Origin of the sequence: Ruegeria arenilitoris, from assembly GCF_013035425.1 — a bacterium.
GTDB lineage: Bacteria > Pseudomonadota > Alphaproteobacteria > Rhodobacterales > Rhodobacteraceae > Ruegeria > Ruegeria arenilitoris_A.
In genome coordinates this window covers 229,369-247,363 of record NZ_WQHX01000004.1, presented here as the reverse complement: position 1 = coordinate 247,363, position 17,995 = coordinate 229,369, and the positions used below count along the sequence as shown (strand labels likewise).

Sequence of the window (17,995 nt, the reverse complement as noted above, 5' to 3'; positions counted from 1 at the left end):
AACATCGAAACTTCAGGGAAAGAAGACGCCATGTGGTTCCACTCGAGCTGGCAAGTCTGGGTGCCAGCGCCTTTTAGGGCCTATGCTGCTAAATTGCGATAAAACGCATGCGCCATGAACCTCTTGCATCATACACTCCATTGCGCCAAGAACGCCTCAGGCCCCGCAACAAAGGAACGCGCAATGGCTTTGCCGGTTAGGGATCAGCTTAGGTATTGGGGCATTGCGGCTATTGTTTTTGTGTTGCTGTTGTGGCTGTTGGGCGATGTCTTACTACCTTTCGTAATTGGTGGCGCAATCGCCTATTTTCTGGATCCGGTCGCTGACCGGCTTGAAAAATTGGGCCTGTCGCGCGTTGCGGCGACCGGTATAATTACTGTCGTCGGTGTGTTGGGGTTCGTCCTCATGATCCTTATGGTGGTCCCCGCCCTGATTACCCAGATGTTGGACCTGGTCGACGTTCTTCCCAGCCTTTTCAAAGAGCTTCGAGCCTTCATCGAAAAGCAGTTTCCATCGCTTTTAGATAGAGAGTCGAACACTCATCAAATGTTGGTTTCATTTGGAGAGACGCTTAAGTCGAAAACCGGGGACGTCTTGCAAACGGTGTTATCTTCGGTGGGCTCAGCTATCAATTTGTTGGTCCTTCTTGTCATCGTTCCCGTCGTAGCCGTTTACATGTTACTCGACTGGGATCGTATGATAGCCAAAATTGGTGATTTGCTGCCCCGAGACCACGCACCCACGATAAAGCGTCTGGCCCGTGAAATTGATGATGTTCTGGCGTCCTTTGTACGCGGAATGGGTACTGTTTGCCTAATTCTGGGAACATATTACGCCGTCGCACTCATGATAGTTGGATTACAATTTGGCCTGATTGTTGGGTTTATTGCTGGTTTGGTCACCTTTATCCCTTATCTGGGCGCATTGATCGGCGGCACACTGGCGATCGGATTAGCGCTGTTCCAATTTTGGGGCGATTGGGCGCATGTTGCTTTGGTCGCCGCTATTTTCATGGTTGGGCAAGTCACAGAAGGCAATTTCCTAACGCCAAAACTCGTCGGCCACTCGGTCGGCCTTCACCCGGTCTGGCTGTTGCTAGCTCTATCTGTATTCGGTGCATTGTTCGGTTTTGTCGGTATGCTGATCGCCGTACCGGTAGCCGCCGCTATCGGCGTTCTGGCAAGGTTTGGCACGACGCAATACTTAAGCAGCCGCCTATATACAGGCCTGGATGGGTCGGCGCAGGACAACGAATGAATGGCCACCCAACTTAGTTTTGATCTTCCATCGAAAACCGCCCTAGGGCGCGAAGATTTCTTTGTCTCACCCACCAACGCGCTTGCTGTGGCAATGATTTCAGCGACTTCCTGGCCTGGCAATAAGCTCGTACTAAGCGGCCCTGCTGGGTCCGGCAAGACACACTTGGCTCATGTCTGGGCAGCCGAGTCAGGCGGGCGGATCATTCCTTCTGTTGATTTAGTGAACGAAGATGTGCCCAATCTGGCACGCACCTCAATCGCAGTAGAAGATGTGCCCCAGATTTCCAGCGACCCTGAACGACAGAAAATATTGTTCCATCTGCATAATATGGTGCTTGCAGAAGGCAACGACCTGTTAATGACTGGCCGGCGTACGCCAAATCTGTGGGCCCTTTCGCTGGCGGACTTGCAAAGCCGGGTCGACGGCGCTCACCATGTTGCGCTTGAAGGCCCTGATGACGCGCTTTTAGGTGCCGTGTTGGCCAAACTTTTTGTAGATCGCCAACTGAACCCCAGTCCAGACGTAATCGCGTATCTAGTCAAGCATATGGACCGCAGTTTTGAAACTGCGTCCAAAGTGGTGGGTCTTATTGACGATCTGGCTCTCCGCGAAAAACGCGAGATCAACCGCGCTTTGGCAGTGCGGGTTCTTACTAATTTACGCTCCGAACTCAATTCATATGATTGACCGAAGTTTAACGATTTCGCATCCTGCTAAGCAAAGGAATGGGGAATTCATGGAACAGACCGGCGAGACTGACACCGCGGACTACGGCCCGTTTGGAAGGCCTTTGTTCGACGACCCCGGTGCAAGGGCGCTGGCCCGTGTTGGGGTTGTTGACGTTGGATCGAACTCTGTCCGAATGGTTATCTTTGATGGTGCCGCGCGTTCGCCTGCCTACTTCTTCAATGAAAAGGTCATGTGCGAACTTGGCGCTGGGCTTTCAGATACGGGTCGCCTGAACCCACTTGGACGGGAACGCGCACTTGCGGCGTTACATCGCTTTCAAGTTCTTGCGGACGATCTCGGCCTGCCAGCCTTACACTCTGTTGCCACCGCCGCCGTGCGAGAAGCCAAGGATGGCCCGGAATTCTGCGAAGAGGTCAAATCCAAGACCGGCCTAAACATCAACGTCGTTGATGGCGAAGAAGAAGCGCGATTATCTGCCCAAGGTGTTTTGCTCGGCTGGCCTGGAGCGTACGGATTGATTTGCGATATTGGTGGTTCTTCGGTCGAATTGGCAGAAATTGGTGATGGTAAAGTTGGCCGCAGAATGACTTCGGCACTTGGCCCTCTAAAATTGCGCGACATCAAAGGCGGGCGACGAGCCAGAAAGGCGCATATCAAAGCAACTATGGAAGAAATGCGGGATCAGATGGGTCCGCAAAAGGACCGTCTGTTTCTTGTCGGCGGAAGTTGGCGGGCATTTGCACGACTGGATATGTTGCGTCGGAATTACCCCCTGAATGTACTGCATGAATACCGTATGAGTAACAAGGCGGTCCGCGATACGATTAAGTTCATTGAAAATGGGGACCCAGACAAGCTGCGCAGTCAGGCGGGTGTCTCAAGCTCGCGCATGGCATTAATGCCCTATGCGATGGACGTTCTTTCCCGATTAATCCGGACATTCAAACCAAAAGACATTGCAATCTCAAGTTATGGCATTCGTGAAGGGTTGCTGTTCGAACAAATGCCGCGACGTGTTCGCGACCGCGATCCCCTGATCGAAGCGAGCCGGTTCGCCGAAGCCAAGGATGCCCGCCTGCCCGGATTTGGAAAGCACCTTTTCGACTTCGTGATGCCCCTGTTTAAATCAGCGCCACCCCAAAAAGTTCGCCTGATCAAGGCGGCTTGTCTGCTACACGACGTCAGCTGGCGAGCCCATCCCGACTATCGCGCCGAAGCGTGTTTCGAATATGTTACCCGAGCCAACATGAGTGGACTGAAACATTCAGAAAGAGTTTTCATTGGATTGGCTCTGCAACACCGTTATCGCAACAAGCGCGAAGGAAACCGCTTTGCCCCATTGTACGAATTGCTGGATGAGCGCGGACAAAATGAGGCTGAAATTTTGGGTAAAGCACTGCGGTTCGGTGCGATGCTATGGATGCAACCTGATGCAGCGATGGGAAAACTCCGGTTTTTCCCAAAAAAGCAAGAACTTGACCTGATACTCCCCAAATCCGCCGCGCCTTTGTTCAACGAAGTGGCTGAGGCAAGGTTCAAATCTCTGGCAAACGCCTTGAACTCCGATACACGCATAATCATGCAGGGTTGAACTTGTCAGAACTCAGATATCAGTGAATTCTTCCGTTGAAGGTTCTTGTGCCCTAGGAGGCTCAGGTTCCTCGGGCTGAGGTTTTTTTCGAATTATGATGTCGCCATTAGGCAGCATTTCGGGCGTCTCGTATAACCCCCAATCCTGAACCTGAGCAGCGAGTTCAGCAAGCGCTGGTCCCATTTCCTGAATAAATGTTTGCATCGCGGGCCCGAACTGATCAGCAAAGCCTAGCAATTCATCAAAAGAGGGCTCCATTTCCTGCCGCAAACCTTCCAGGAACATTTCAGCTCCGCGTTCCATAAGCGATTTGCCATTATTTTCCTGCGCCTTTGCAGGCAATGCGGCAGTGACGCTCGCAACGCAGATCAATAGAATACGTGTCATGCTGGAAATATAGGACGCTGATACCTTTGTTGAAAGGTCAGAGATCAATATCCAGAGTGACCGGAAAATGATCCGAAGCATCCAGCAGCGCGTCGCGCAATTCCGTGTTAGACCAGCAGGCAGCATCCTTAAACGGATGCCAAATTCTCCAGCGAGGTTGAAGATCACGTAAATCCTTGCTGACCATTATGTAATCCAACAGCGCCTCAAGATACCTGCCCTCCTGTGGTAAAGCGAACCTTGCCGTTGAAAGAGAAACGTCTGGTCGCGGGCCATGCGTTTGTGCAGCGTGCGGGTCGTAAAGGCCCGCTTTGAGCAGGATTTCGACGGATGATCTTCCAAACAAATGTTCAAATTCATCCAGACCGGGGCCATCGTTCAGGTCGCCTAACAAAACGACGGGCTCGGATTTTTCTAAATGTGACCGTACCCGTTGAGCCAGCCACACGGCCTGCGCCAGCTGCTTTCGCCTGTTCGCAATGGAAAGTCGGATCGCTTCGTCCCGAGTGGTCGCTCCGTGCGGCGACTTTGATTTCAGATGCGTACCAATCAAACGGAATGTTTTCCCCGAGTTGGTTTCAATCTCCAACTCCAGCGGAGGTTTTGAAAACCTCACAATATCCTCAGTCGCGTCCACATCTAGATCGATACGAAAGAAGGTATCGAACCGCGGTGCATCCAGGCTGCCGTTTTCATCGGCTGGTTCCCCAATCGGATCATGCCTGAGTGTCATCACGGATGGATCATACAGCAGGGCCAACTCTTGATGAGTTTCATTTGGAAACCCCATCACCGCTTGTGAGGTTCTCAGGTTAAATGCCTCAGTAAAACGCAAAAGTGCACGCACGGTGTTCTGTGTTCTGCCTGTGTTGGGTGCTTCGACGATCAAAATTGCGTCGGCATCAATTGCCGTCAAAACCTTGGCGATAGCCTCAATTTGCTGAACTTTTGTTACGTCGTGCCGCCCAGACCAGCTATCATCCACGATAAGTTTGTCGTTGCGGTCGAACAGATTGGCAAACCACTCAATATTATAGGTGGCCATCCGCATAGTTCAGACCCTTGCGCCGTTGATTTCGTCCCAGGCGCGGTTGATATCTATCATTTTCTTTTCAGCGAGGCGCACGGCTTCTTCTGGAACTCCGCGCGCCATCATTGCGTCCGGATGCGTCTCGCGCACAAGCTGCCGCCAAACTCGCCTGATTTCCGGCAAAGGCATGTCGGGCGCAACCCCTAGCACTGTGTAGGGATCATTAGGTGCGTCCAGGACAAATCGCGCTCGAAGTGCCATAAACTGAGCCTCGGACTGACCAAAGATGCGGCTGACCTCTGCAAGAAATTCGTTTTCGTTGGGATGATAAAAACCGTCTGCCATTGCGATATGGAACAGTCCTTCCATCAAATCGCATAGCGTGTTGTTGTCGTCCGCAAACATGCGCGAAATTTTTCTTGCGTAATCCTGATAACCTGCCACATCCGTTCGCGCCATGTCGAACACTTTTGCCGCGCCAGCCTCATCTTCGCGAGCGATCTGAAAGACTTCGCGGAAAGCGGTGACCTCGTCGCGGGTCACATGTCCGTCGGCCTTGGCCATCTTGGCCCCTAACGCGATTACGGCGATTGCAAAGGCCACCGAACGCTCAGGCGGAGTACGCAACTTTTCAAAAACAGCAGTCAGACTTTCGCCTTTGGCTAGCGCGTTTAGTGCATCTGATATTCTGGTCCATATCGACATGAGCGCACCCTAACGCGCCGTGCTGCCGCTGTCAGGTGCAACAGTTCAGTTCGATGCAAGAATTTTCTGCATCAAAACCAAATCAAGCCAACGCCCCCATTTTCGTCCAACCTGCGGCATCCGGCCAACTTCGGAAAATCCAAGCGCCATATGGAAGGCTATCGCCGTAGGGTTTTCAGATGAAATACCCGCGACCAAAACATGGACATTATTTTCAATTGCCGCATTTTCCAAAGTAGTCATCAAAGCGCGACCTATTCCTCTGCCTCGCGCCTCAGGCGTCAGTTGAATTGAGTGCTCGCGGGTATGTGCGTAGCCAGGCCCTGACCGGAATGGGCCATATGTGGCGAACCCAAGGACCTTCCCTTCCTCCTCTGCCACCAGAAAATACCCGGATCGAGCCTCAATATCTGCTGCAATACTTTCGGGTTGGCGCTCCTCAGTTGTGAAGGTCGCAAGACTGTCTCTTATGATTGTGTTGGTGATCTGAGTAATAGAAGCCGAATCTGCGGGCTGTGCGTGACGGATTTTCATTCCAAGGTGCGAACGCCCCAGGGCGTTTCAAACTCTGCCCGTATCGCTGCGGGACCGGTATCGAACTCGATCAGTTTTATCTGTCCCAACAACTTTGCCAATTCCAAAGCGTCAGGGTGATATACAATCAGGCGCCGTAATCGAACACCGCTGGATTGCAACATTCGTGCAGGGTGCAAATCCCCCTGCCATTGGATTAGCGCCGGATACAGGTTGTCGTACGGCAACCTCCCCGAGGCGGGCACCGCCATACGCCACCGTAATGCACCTCGATCCAGATCTATCGGAGTTACTGGCCCGTCAGGCAAAGTTATGGCGTCAATGTCCGACACGCGGCAAATCCAGTTTGTCAGACGCGCAGGACCAGAGAAACGATCCAAATCAAACCAACGGGGTTGTTCGGGTGCAGGCGCATCTGGGTCGACTGCGATTGCCTCCAAATAAAGACCGTCTTCAAGCCCAAGCAGGCGATTGTAAGTACCGAATTTCGCGTGTTTGCCTCCCGGCTGCAAAGAAACACCAAGAGCTTGCTCGACGTGCGCAGTCGCGGCTTCCAGCGTACTGCCTGAAACCGCTATGTGATCCAATTGCATCTATAGCCTCCTTCAGAACATTGGACGGCATATTCAACACCGCACCTACGACAACATCTTTGTCGCAAACTTATTACACACGACATAACAAGAAAAACTTTGTTCGCCGCCATCAAAGCATTAGCGTTTGGCGACGGCAATCAACCGCAGAATGTCCTGGGCGGCTTCAGGAATATTAGTGCCCGGTCCGAATATCGCCTTCACGCCGTGATCGTAGAGGAACTGGTAATCCTGTTGTGGAATCACGCCGCCGCAAATGACGATTATGTCCTCTGCCCCTGCTTTCTTAAGCTCTTCGACAAGTTGAGGCGCAAGAGTTTTGTGGCCAGCCGCCTGTGAAGATATTCCAACCACGTGAACGTCATTGTCCACCGCATCCTGTGCAGCTTCGGCTGGCGTTTGGAACAAAGGCCCTACGTCCACGTCAAATCCGATATCCGCGAACGCCGTTGCGATCACCTTGGCACCGCGGTCATGGCCGTCCTGACCCATTTTGACAACCAGCAAACGCGGGCGACGACCTTCGGATTGGGCGAATTCCTCGATCGATTTCTGGATTGCCGCAAAACCTTCGTCGCCCTCATAAGCGGCACCATAGACTCCGGCCAGTGTCTTTACTTCGGCCCGGTGACGACCGAATTCCTTTTCCATTGCCATGCTGATCTCTCCTACGGATGCGCGGGCGCGGGCTGCCTCAACAGCGGCCGCCAACAGGTTGCCACCTTCGCGCGCGGTTGCGGTCAGATTGTCCAACGCGCGTTGGCACGCGGCCTCGTCACGGGTAGCGCGGATACGTTCTAGTCGGGCGACCTGAGCCTCGCGAACGGCAACATTGTCGACGTCGAGAATATCGATCGGGTCTTCCTGTTCCTTGCGGTATTTGTTGACGCCGACGATGACTTCTTCACCCCGGTCGATCATGGCCTGACGACGCGCAGCGCTTTCCTCGATCCGCAGTTTCGGCATTCCCGACGCAACAGCCTTGGTCATGCCGCCCATTTCTTCGACTTCCTCCATCAATGCCCAGGCTTTTTCAACCAGCTCATTGGTAAGGCTTTCTATGTAGTAAGAACCAGCAAGCGGATCGACCACGTCGGTAACACCGGTTTCTTCCTGCAGTACCAACTGGGTGTTTCGCGCGATGCGAGCCGAGAAATCGGTGGGCAGCGCAATTGCTTCATCAAGAGCATTGGTGTGCAGCGACTGTGTCCCACCCAGAACAGCACTCATCGCTTCATAAGCGGTGCGGATGACGTTGTTATAGGGGTCCTGCTCTTGCAAAGACACGCCCGATGTCTGGCAGTGGGTCCTAAGCATTTTCGACCGCTCGGACTTTGCACCGAAGTCAGTCATCACCCTGTGCCACAAGGTGCGTGCGGCACGTAACTTCGCTATCTCCATAAAGAAATTCATGCCAATAGCGAAAAAGAACGACAAACGACCTGCGAACTTGTCCACGTCCATGCCGGCCTCGGTCGCCGCTCGCACATATTCACGCCCATCGGCAAGCGTGTAGGCCAGTTCCTGAACGAGGTTCGCGCCAGCCTCTTGCATATGATAGCCCGAAATCGAGATTGAATTGAATTTCGGCATCTCGTTCGAAGTAAATTCGATGATGTCCGAGATAATCCGCATCGAAGGATCAGGCGGATAGATATAGGTGTTGCGCACCATGAACTCTTTCAAAATGTCATTCTGAATGGTGCCTGACAGAACAGATTTGTCGTGCCCCTGTTCTTCGCCTGCGACGATGAAACTCGCCAGAATGGGGATAACCGCGCCATTCATGGTCATGGAGACCGAAACTTTGTCCAGCGGAATTCCATCAAACAGAATCTTCATATCTTCAACGCTGTCGATAGCGACCCCTGCTTTTCCCACGTCACCGACCACACGCGGATGATCGCTGTCGTAACCCCGGTGGGTGGCCAAATCGAATGCCACGGAAACACCCTGCTGTCCGGCTGCCAGATTGCGGCGATAAAAAGCGTTTGATTCCTCGGCGGTAGAAAAACCGGCATACTGCCGGATCGTCCATGGACGCCCGGCATACATTGTCGCCTTCACACCGCGTGTGAACGGCCCGAAACCGGGCAAAGACCCCATATGGGGCAGACCCTCAGTATCTTCCTTTGTATACAGTGGCTTAACCGGAATACCCTCTAGTGTATCCTTAGTCAGATCGTCCAACGGACGTCCGCGCAGCTCATTCTCTGCAAGCGCTTGCCAGTCCTTCGCGTTGGTCATTGCATGTTCCTCTTGTTAATTCTGATCTCCGCAGAGTTGGAACTGCGGTTGAAAGTGTTCCGGGTGATCACCTGAATCGCAGTGATGCGCGACATTTTGAGCGCCATGTGAATTTCGCTGGTCGCATTCGTCGGTACACAGGCTATATTCATCTCAGCAGGAGGCCTTATGACACGAACGCTTGCCTTTGTTTTTGCGACACTATTCCCCTTGGCTGCGTGGGCGGCTGATGGCGCTGCGCCCGCGGACGATGATTTCATTCGTCCGGCAGGCGATAGCGACCTGAGCGAGTTTCTTTGGACCCACCGCCCAATTGTTGTCTTTGCAGACACGCCAGCCGATCCCCGCTTCCAAGAGCAGATCGACATGTTGCTGGACGGTGAAGAAGCCATGCGAGATCGCGACGTAATTGTCTTTACAGACACTGACCCATCGGCACGCTCTGCCGTTCGATCAAAGCTGCGCCCACGAGGGTTCCAGATGGTGTTTGTCGACAAAGACGGCGTGGTCAAACTACGTAAACCTTCGCCTTGGAGCGTTCGGGAAATCGGTAGATCAATCGACAAAACCCCGTTGCGCCAACGCGAAATTCGCGAACGCCGTGAAGGGGGATAAACCCGACATTCCGGTCGCCAAATACTAATGCCCAAAGCCGTCGAGATCCGTTTACTTGGCGACTGGGTCATCATGATCACTCAAACTCGATAATCACATCATCAACTGCGAGACTGTCGCCTGGACCCGCGTTGATTTTGGCAACAACGCCTTTCTTTTCAGCGCGCAGAATATTCTCCATCTTCATCGCTTCGACTGTGCACAGGGCCTGCCCCTCCTGCACCTCCTGACCGACTTCGACATCAATCTTCACGATCAGTCCGGGCATTGGGCAAAGCAGCATTTTCGAAGTATCAGGCGGCAATTTCTCCGGCATTAACCTGGCTAGTTCCGCTTGACGCGGACGCCGCACGTGCACCTTAAGGTCTGCCCCCCGATTACGGATCCGGAAACCGCCCGAGATCTTTCCGGCCTTAAGGACCAACGGGCTGCCGTCAACGTCAAGAACCGCTAGTTGATCGCCGGGCGTCCAGTCAGATGTGACGCGCAGGGTAGAACCATCTTCAAAACGAACGGTTGCGCCTTCTTTATCGGCTCCAACCCGAACCGCGAATTCATGACCCTGTAGCGTAACCACCCAGCGGTTGCCCACTTTGCGTTCATGATTGTCCATTCTTCCCGAGACACGCGTCCGGCGAATTTCAGCGACACGGTGCATTGCTGCGCAGGAGGCAGCGATGCGACGCAGATCAGTTTTGGGCAATACGACCCCTTCAAAGCCGTCAGGATATTCTTCGGCAATAAAGGCCGTCGTCATGTCACCACTTATGAATTTTGAGTGGTCCATCACCGCTGATAGGAATGGTAGATTGTGCCCGATACCTTCGACTTCGAAACTGTCCAGCGCGACGCGCATCGCCTCGATCGCCTGCTCTCGCGTTGGCGCCCAAGTGCACAACTTGGCGATCATCGGATCATAATACATGCTGATCTCGCCCCCCTCATAAACGCCAGTGTCATTGCGCACCGCATTTTCGCCACTAGGCGCATCGCCTTGCCATTTGTCATTTGCCAAAAGCGGACCAGCGGCAATCTCTTGCGGTGGGCGATAGCGGGTCAAACGGCCAATAGATGGCAAGAAATTTCGATAGGGATCCTCGGCGTACAGACGGTTTTCAATAGCCCATCCTGTCAAGGTCACCTCGTCCTGCGTAATCGACAGCTTTTCACCCGCCGCTACTCGGATCATTTGTTCCACAAGATCGACGCCGGTAATCAACTCGGTCACCGGGTGCTCGACCTGCAAACGTGTGTTCATTTCGAGAAAGTAAAAGTTCTTGTCCCCGTCAACGATGAACTCAACCGTCCCCGCGCTGGCATAGTCCACCGCTTTGGCCAAGGCCACTGCCTGCTCTCCCATGGCTTTTCGCGTGTCAGGATCAAGGAAGGGCGACGGTGCTTCTTCCACAACTTTTTGGTTGCGTCGCTGAATCGAACATTCGCGCTCACCCAAATAGACTCCATTGCCATGGCCGTCGCACAGCACCTGAATTTCAATGTGACGTGGCTGTGTCACGAACTTCTCAATGAAAATCCGGTCGTCGCCAAAGGAATTAGCCGCTTCATTCTTGGAAGACTGAAAGCCTTCTCGCGCTTCGCCGTCATTCCACGCAATTCGCATTCCCTTGCCACCGCCACCAGCGCTGGCCTTGATCATCACCGGATAGCCAATTTCGTTCGAAATTTTCACCGCTTCTTCGGCGTCTTCGATCAAACCCATATAGCCCGGCACCGTAGAGACGCCCGCATCCTGAGCGATTTTCTTTGACGTTATCTTGTCACCCATCGCTTCGATTGCGCCCTTTGGCGGGCCGACAAACGCGACACCTTCCGCTTCTAGCGCTTCTGCGAATTTTGCGTTCTCAGATAGGAAACCATATCCAGGGTGAACCGCCTCCGCCCCGCTTTGTCGGATGGCGTCCATTACCTTATCTATCACGATATAGGATTGATTGGCAGGCGGAGGTCCGATGTGAACAGCCTCATCAGCCATTGAAACATGCAGCGCGTTCTTGTCGGCGTCCGAATAAATGGCAACAGTGCCAATTCCCATCTTTTGGGCCGTCTTGATGACGCGGCAGGCTATCTCGCCCCGATTGGCGATCAGGATCTTTTTGAACATGAAACGTCCTTTGTCTTTGTATTCGGGAAACGCAAAGCGCCGTTGCAGGATCTGACCCCAGCAACGGCGTTTAGCTTGATATCGGAAGGAGCGACGGCACGCGCCCGCAAGAATTCCGGGTTATCTACAAGTGTTCTGTGTTTTGCAGTAAAGCACATTGCCTGCGGCGCCGACCACCGCGCCCAATAGCGGGTCGGCACTGACCACTGCTGCGCCCACAGCTCCCGCGCCGCCACCAAGCAGCGCCTGTTCACCGACGGTGTCGCCACACGCTGCGAGACCCGCGCAGGCCGTCGCAACAAACAAGAGTTTCGAGATTCGCATTTATTCTGCCCTTTACGCCTTCTAATTGTTGTCGGTGGCAAATGGTACAATCCATCGTTGTTATTCAATAACAACATCTGAGACATTCGATAATGCGCAGAAAGTTGCTGTTCGCGGTAGGAGAACGGCAAAAAGAAAACCGCGGACAGAGATATGTGGGGAACACAGACCTGCCCGCGGAAGGAAGGGGTACGGAATAGTAGGTGCATGTGCGACGCAGGCAAAGTTGAGCCGCACGGCACAGACAGCTTGCATGCTACATTTTCAGCCGCCAACAATGCACTTTTTCCAGTTGCGATTCCGGCTGAAACCTGCCCATCGGAATTATTGTCGCGCAGTTTTGCGCCTATTCCGGAATTACTCGATTCAGTAGCTTCATATGACGCCAGAACCCAGTTTGTGAGTAAATTTAAATGCACATGGCCTTCTTGGTTCCTATCGGACATCCGGAATTTTGGGGCAATTTTCGACTTGCGTGAGCGTACTCTCATGCCAGCTGCATTGGGCCTCATATTCCGTCTATCACGAATATGATTTTCAGCTGTCCCAGTCACCTTTACCGCACCCCATCCAATATATCGGCAAAAGACTGTCGTGCCGTGTCCACGTCAATTACCAACAAAGCTTCGTAGCTGGACGGATCAAAAGGGTCTTCTGCAGCGACGACTTCCCGTCCAAACAGCCAGCTCAGCCGACCAGCATCCAAATTGCCGCGCTCAAAAGGCTGATCGCCGAAATGCTGCCATAAAGCCTCGAAAAACGCAGCGTCAGCCCGCCGGTCAGCAGGTTTTCGATCGCGAAAACGTTTCCTGCGGGTCAAAGGTGTTACGCCTTTGGGATTGGCCCGGCGAATTGTGAACTGATAGTCGGTGCCGGCCAGGCGACCGGGAAATCCACGGTGCTTTATCATGATCAAAGCCCTTCCCAAATACACTGGGATTGTTCCAATCGGTAGGCTTCAAAAAATTGCGTCGCCTCGGGCGAAGAGGAGCCGAAATCGATTGGCCGATCCGAGAATGAGATAACAACCCGTGCTGGATCCAGTTTGTGCTGAGCTACATAAGGAACCGCCAAAACCTCGCAAAGGTGCGCCATATCGACAACAGCCACATCATAGGTGATGCGCCCGACGGTCGAACCGATTTTGGGCGCAACAAACCGAAACCGCACCCAAAGTTCGCCCGGATTGGTGTCTAGCAGAACGTTACTTAATTCAACCGGTTGCCCGGATGGCACTGGCAGAAGATTTTCCGCCATTGCTTGCCCTGGGAACCACGCCACAGACAAAACCAATGTCGACCATCCAAGTTTATCCCTCAGACGACTCATGCCTGACACCGAGGCTAAGCGAAAGACGCGGTTGGATTTCTTGCTGATATGTCTTTTGCGGCGGTTCATTGGTTAACTAGCGCAATGGCATCTAAGTGTTGAACGTGTCTAATCGTCAGGCAGTGTTACGCCCCGTTGCAGCTAGAGCGGAATATTGTCATGTTTTTTCCATGGGTTTTTCAGCTTTTTGTTTCGCAAGCTCGCGAATGCCCGAGAAACCCTACGACGGGTGGAATGAGGCATGATCACCTCGTCAATGAAGCCACGCTCTGCCGCAACAAACGGATTGGCAAAGCGATTCTCATAGTCCTGAGTGTGTTGCGCAATTTTGTCGGCATCACCAAGATCAGCGCGGTGAATAATCTCGGTCGCGCCCTTCGCGCCCATGACGGCAATCTCGGCTGTCGGCCAGGCATAGTTGAAATCCCCGCGCAAATGTTTTGAAGCCATCACGTCGTACGCACCGCCGTAGGCTTTGCGTGTAATTACCGTAACCTTTGGAACTGTTGCTTCTCCGTACGCGAACAACAATTTCGCGCCGTGCTTGATTACGCCGCCATATTCCTGCGAGGTCCCCGGCAAAAAGCCGGGCACGTCCACAAGCGTCAAGATTGGAATCTCAAAACAGTCGCAGAACCTTACGAACCGGGCTGCCTTTCGTGAGCTGTCGATGTCCAGACAACCGGCCAGAACCATCGGCTGGTTGGCGACCACACCTACCGTTTGTCCCTCCAAACGGATGAATCCGGTGATGATGTTCTTGGCAAAATCTTCCTGAATTTCGTAGAAATCACCCTCGTCAGCCACTTTTGTAATGAGTTCCTTCATATCATAGGGGGTATTTGGGTTGTCCGGAATCAAAGTGTCCAATGATGCTTCGATCCGGTCAGGCTCGTCAAAGAAAGGGCGAACAGGTGGCTTTTCACGATTATTCAGCGGCAGAAAGTCAACTAGGCGCCGAACTTCAGCTAATGCCTCGACATCGTTTTCAAACGCTCCGTCCGCAACCGAGGACTTTTTGGTGTGCGTGGAAGCTCCACCCAATTCCTCTGCGGTAACAACTTCGTTCGTCACGGTCTTCACGACATCGGGGCCCGTAACGAACATGTAAGACGTGTCTTTCACCATGAAAATAAAATCCGTCATGGCTGGGCTGTATACCGCTCCGCCAGCGCATGGACCCATAATAACGCTAATCTGCGGCACCACGCCCGACGCCATGATATTTCGCTGAAACACCTCAGCATATCCTGCAAGCGACGCCACACCTTCCTGAATTCGCGCTCCGCCAGAGTCGTTGATGCCAATTACAGGCGCACCATTCTGAATAGCCATGTCCATGATTTTGCAGATTTTCTGAGCGTGCGTTTCTGACAGGGAACCACCAAAAACGGTAAAGTCCTGCGAAAATACATATACCATGCGACCGTTAATCGTGCCCCAACCAGTAACGACTCCATCCCCTGCGGGCCTTTGGTTTTCCATTCCGAAATCAGTGCAACGGTGGCTGACGAACATGTCGAATTCTTCAAAGCTGCCTTCGTCGACCAATAATTCGATTCGTTCACGCGCAGTAAGCTTCCCTCTTGCGTGCTGCGAGTCGATCCGCTTTTGCCCACCGCCCAGCCGTGCATTGTTACGGCGCTCTTCAAGCTCGGAAAGGATGTCTTTCATGGCGATAATCCCCTGTCAAATTTGGCGCGACTTTATAATTAAGCCTGCACCGACCAAAGAGTTTTTCGGCAAATTTGCAAACTAGTAGCAATCCGCCCCTAGGAAAACGCAAAGTTGCTAACTCACCAAATCAATTGCAAAGACGAATAGTAATCGAACAAACCTACCTATACATGTGAACCATGCAGTTCAGCTCTCAATCATCGCATCGATCTCCGCCCAGCATAACAACACTTGTTTTACTTTCCGGGCTTTCCGCACTGAGCATGAATCTGTTCCTGCCCAGTCTACCCAACATGGCTCTTTATTTCGACGCTGACTACAAAGTCATGCAACTGTCCATAGCGCTCTACCTTTTGGTAAACGCAGTGCTCCAGATTCTTATCGGCCCTATCGCGGACAAGGCCGGACGCAGGCCGGTTCTTTTATGGGGGCTTGCCCTGTTTCTGCTTTCCACATTGGGCTGTATTTTTGCCCCCAACGCGCAGGTATTCCTAGCGTTTAGAATGTGTCAGGCCGTTATCGTAGTTGGCATCGTGCTTAGCCGAGCCGCAGTTCGTGACATGTACTCTCAAGATCAAGCAGCATCAATGATTGGGTATGTGACCATGGGCATGGCCATAGTACCTATGATCGGTCCGGCAATCGGTGGATTTCTGGAGGAAGGGTTTGGTTGGAAGGCTAATTTTTGGCTGCCCTTCGGATTGGCAGCACTTACACTCGGCTTAACTTATTATGACTTTGGCGAGACTGCAGCCAAGAGCGGCAAAACACTTATCGAGCAATTCCGCGAATTTCCAGAACTGCTGAGATCGCCTCGATTTTGGGGCTATTCATTGTCCTCTGCTCTTTCTTCGGGCGCATTCTTCGCCTATCTGGGCGGCGCCCCATTCATTGGCACTCAGGTTTTTGGATTGAGCGCATCTGAGGTTGGGGTTTATTTTGGCGCACCGGCAATTGGGTACTTCTTCGGGAATTTCATTAGCGGAAGATATTCAGTGCGCTTTGGCGTCAACAGAATGGTTTTTTATGGCTGCTGGCTGAACGCTATTGGGGTGATTTTGTCAGCCGCCGTGTTCTTGGCTGACTTGGGTACTGCCCTCAGTTTTTTCGGCTTTATGACCTTTGTCGGCCTCGGCAACGGGATGTCCATTCCAAATGCGACAGCTGGGGCACTGTCAGTGCGTCCACATCTGGCCGCGACGGCCTCGGGATTGAGCGGTGCCATTATGCTGGGCGGCGGGGCAGCCCTTAGCGCGTCAGCAGGTGCCATGCTGACCCGCGAGACCGGAGCAATGCCCCTGCTATGGCTGATGTTGGGCACCTCAGTTATGGCAATTATTGCCATCTATACTGTAATTGTGCGTGAACGGCAGTTGGGCCTGTAAGAGCTTGCGAACACCGGTTTGCAAAGTTAGCTTTCCGGTGAAGTAAATCTGCAAAGGCACTCAATGGCCACTCAAAAGCTATACGCAGGCGCGAAACTACGAGAAATGCGCACGCGCCTCGCCGTGACCCAAAAGGAATTTGCCGCCAAGCTAGGTATTTCCCTGCCCTACCTGAACCAGATGGAGAATAATAACCGGCCGATCTCGACCACTGTTGTTCTTGCCCTTGCACAAGAGTTCGGGATGGACGTCACCGAACTGAGTACCGGCGACAGCGAGCGGCTTGTTTCCGACATGCGTGAGGCATTGGCCGATCCTTTGTTTGCCGACAATATGCCGCCATTGGCGGATCTAAGGTTGACGGCTTCGAATGCCCCTGCCCTTGCCCGTGCATTTATCGAGCTGCATAGAACCTATCGCCAAACCCACGAACGGCTGGCGTCGCTGGACGAAGCTTTGGGTCGGGAAGATGCTCAGATTCAAGCAAGCCCGTGGGAAGAGGTTCGAGATTTTTTTCACTATTGTGACAACTACATTGATGCCGTCGACCGTGCAGCCGAGAGATTTGCTGCGCAAGCTGCAGATGTTGGCGACATTCGAAAAGCCGCGGTCGATAGCCTTTCAGCGCAGGGAATTCAAGTTAGTTTCGCCGATATTGAAACTCTCCGCAGCTATGATGTGGCAAACAAAACCCTGCGTTTGTCATCGCGTGCAGCGCCGCAGACACAGGTTTTTCAGCTCTTGCTTCAGGTCGCTTTGATAAACCAGGACAAATTGCTCGAAGCTACTCTGGACTTTGCTAAATTTCAAAGCGAAGAGGCGCGGTCCATCGCAAAGATCGGCTTGGCCAACTATTTCGCTGGCGCGTCATTGATGCCCTACGCCACCTTTCTTGCGGCTGCGCAAGAAGCTCGGCACGATCTAGAACTTCTTAGCAACCGTTTCGGCGCCTCAATCGAACAAGTTGCGCATCGGCTGTCCACCCTGCAACGCCCCGGCGCGAAGGGTATCCCGTTTTTCTTTGTGCGTGTCGATCAGGCAGGAACAATAACCAAACGCCATTCCGCCACTCGGCTTCAGTTTGCGCGGTTTGGTGGCGCTTGCCCGCTTTGGAATGTTCATCGAGCATTCGAAACACCGGGACATTTCCTGCGCCAACTGGCTGAAACGCCAGACGGTGTAAGGTATATTTCGTTAGCTTGCGATGTTTCGAAATCCGGCGGTTCTTTCGGGGCTCCTGTGCGCCGCTATGCAATAGCCCTAGGGTGCGAGACACGTCATGCCAGAGCACTTGTTTATGCTGACAACCTCGATATCGACAATGCGAGCGCCTATGAGCCGATCGGTATCTCATGCAGAATATGTGAGCGTCAAACCTGCCACCAGCGTTCTGTCCCGCCGCTGGAAAGGCGACTGACCATAGACGCGCATACCCGCGGAACACTACCGTATCAAGTGACTTGAAATGTGTTCTGGAACGACGACACTTAAGCCGGTTTAAGGGCG

17 protein-coding genes are annotated in these 17,995 nt (G+C 53.0%); 6 read left to right on the top strand and 11 right to left on the bottom strand.

Annotated elements, in window-relative coordinates; all coding sequences use genetic code 11:
- Positions 1 to 183: 183 nt before the first annotated feature.
- The 3 genes from GOV45_RS13675 to GOV45_RS13665 are packed head-to-tail and all read left to right on the top strand — an operon-like array spanning position 184 to position 3,541.
- The gene (locus GOV45_RS13675) at positions 184 to 1,257 is read left to right on the top strand and encodes an AI-2E family transporter (RefSeq protein ID WP_170478766.1); all 1,074 of its coding nucleotides are present in this window, start codon (positions 184 to 186) and stop codon (positions 1,255 to 1,257) included.
- Positions 1,258 to 1,947 (top strand): DnaA ATPase domain-containing protein, encoded by a 690-nt coding sequence (locus tag GOV45_RS13670; protein WP_170478764.1) that lies wholly within the window; start codon positions 1,258 to 1,260, stop codon positions 1,945 to 1,947.
- Positions 1,948 to 1,996: 49 nt separating this feature from the next.
- Positions 1,997 to 3,541, top strand: a complete 1,545-nt coding sequence (locus GOV45_RS13665) for a Ppx/GppA family phosphatase (RefSeq protein ID WP_254448005.1) — start codon at positions 1,997 to 1,999, stop codon at positions 3,539 to 3,541.
- 12 nt (positions 3,542 to 3,553) lie between these two features.
- Here GOV45_RS13665 and GOV45_RS13660 read toward each other — a convergent pair whose 3' ends face one another.
- From GOV45_RS13660 to scpA, 6 genes are all read right to left on the bottom strand, one after another.
- The gene (locus GOV45_RS13660; RefSeq protein WP_170478760.1) at positions 3,554 to 3,928 is read right to left on the bottom strand and encodes a hypothetical protein; all 375 of its coding nucleotides are present in this window, start codon (positions 3,926 to 3,928) and stop codon (positions 3,554 to 3,556) included.
- A 37-nt stretch (positions 3,929 to 3,965) separates the two neighbouring features.
- The gene (locus tag GOV45_RS13655) at positions 3,966 to 4,979 is read right to left on the bottom strand and encodes an endonuclease/exonuclease/phosphatase family protein (protein WP_170478758.1); all 1,014 of its coding nucleotides are present in this window, start codon (positions 4,977 to 4,979) and stop codon (positions 3,966 to 3,968) included.
- 3 nt (positions 4,980 to 4,982) lie between these two features.
- Positions 4,983 to 5,663, bottom strand: a complete 681-nt coding sequence (locus GOV45_RS13650; protein WP_170478756.1) for a molecular chaperone DjiA — start codon at positions 5,661 to 5,663, stop codon at positions 4,983 to 4,985.
- 45 nt (positions 5,664 to 5,708) lie between these two features.
- Positions 5,709 to 6,197 carry a GNAT family N-acetyltransferase gene (locus GOV45_RS13645; protein ID WP_170478754.1) on the bottom strand — a complete coding sequence of 163 codons (489 nt, stop codon included), beginning with the start codon at positions 6,195 to 6,197 and terminating at the stop codon, positions 5,709 to 5,711.
- The gene (locus GOV45_RS13640; RefSeq protein WP_170478752.1) at positions 6,194 to 6,790 is read right to left on the bottom strand and encodes a VOC family protein; all 597 of its coding nucleotides are present in this window, start codon (positions 6,788 to 6,790) and stop codon (positions 6,194 to 6,196) included. Before GOV45_RS13640 ends, GOV45_RS13645 begins: the two co-directional genes overlap by 4 nt.
- Positions 6,791 to 6,910: 120 nt before the next feature.
- A complete protein-coding gene (scpA, locus tag GOV45_RS13635) occupies positions 6,911 to 9,037 on the bottom strand; it encodes a methylmalonyl-CoA mutase (protein ID WP_170478750.1) in 2,127 nt (708 codons plus the stop codon).
- A gap of 168 nt (positions 9,038 to 9,205) precedes the next feature.
- On the opposite strand from scpA, the gene GOV45_RS13630 reads away from it, so the two are divergent.
- Entirely contained in the window at positions 9,206 to 9,652 is a 447-nt protein-coding gene (locus tag GOV45_RS13630) for a DUF4174 domain-containing protein (RefSeq protein ID WP_170478749.1), read from the top strand.
- 76 nt (positions 9,653 to 9,728) lie between these two features.
- Here GOV45_RS13630 and GOV45_RS13625 read toward each other — a convergent pair whose 3' ends face one another.
- From GOV45_RS13625 to GOV45_RS13605, 5 genes are all read right to left on the bottom strand, one after another.
- Positions 9,729 to 11,774 carry an acetyl-CoA carboxylase biotin carboxylase subunit gene (locus tag GOV45_RS13625; protein WP_170478747.1) on the bottom strand — a complete coding sequence of 682 codons (2,046 nt, stop codon included), beginning with the start codon at positions 11,772 to 11,774 and terminating at the stop codon, positions 9,729 to 9,731.
- Positions 11,775 to 11,894: 120 nt separating this feature from the next.
- Entirely contained in the window at positions 11,895 to 12,098 is a 204-nt protein-coding gene (locus tag GOV45_RS13620) for a hypothetical protein (RefSeq protein WP_170478745.1), read from the bottom strand.
- Positions 12,099 to 12,654: 556 nt separating this feature from the next.
- Complete coding sequence (locus GOV45_RS13615) at positions 12,655 to 13,008, bottom strand: hypothetical protein (protein ID WP_170478743.1); 354 nt, start codon at positions 13,006 to 13,008, stop codon at positions 12,655 to 12,657.
- Positions 13,009 to 13,010: 2 nt separating this feature from the next.
- The gene (locus tag GOV45_RS13610; RefSeq protein ID WP_254442588.1) at positions 13,011 to 13,427 is read right to left on the bottom strand and encodes a DUF6497 family protein; all 417 of its coding nucleotides are present in this window, start codon (positions 13,425 to 13,427) and stop codon (positions 13,011 to 13,013) included.
- 141 nt (positions 13,428 to 13,568) lie between these two features.
- A complete protein-coding gene (locus GOV45_RS13605; protein ID WP_170478742.1) occupies positions 13,569 to 15,101 on the bottom strand; it encodes an acyl-CoA carboxylase subunit beta in 1,533 nt (510 codons plus the stop codon).
- Between the two features lie 182 nt (positions 15,102 to 15,283).
- Between GOV45_RS13605 and GOV45_RS13600 the strand changes: the two genes are divergently transcribed.
- Entirely contained in the window at positions 15,284 to 16,489 is a 1,206-nt protein-coding gene (locus GOV45_RS13600) for a multidrug effflux MFS transporter (protein ID WP_170478740.1), read from the top strand.
- A 63-nt stretch (positions 16,490 to 16,552) separates the two neighbouring features.
- Positions 16,553 to 17,953, top strand: a complete 1,401-nt coding sequence (locus GOV45_RS13595) for a helix-turn-helix domain-containing protein (protein WP_170478738.1) — start codon at positions 16,553 to 16,555, stop codon at positions 17,951 to 17,953.
- The last annotated feature ends 42 nt before the right edge of the window (positions 17,954 to 17,995 follow it).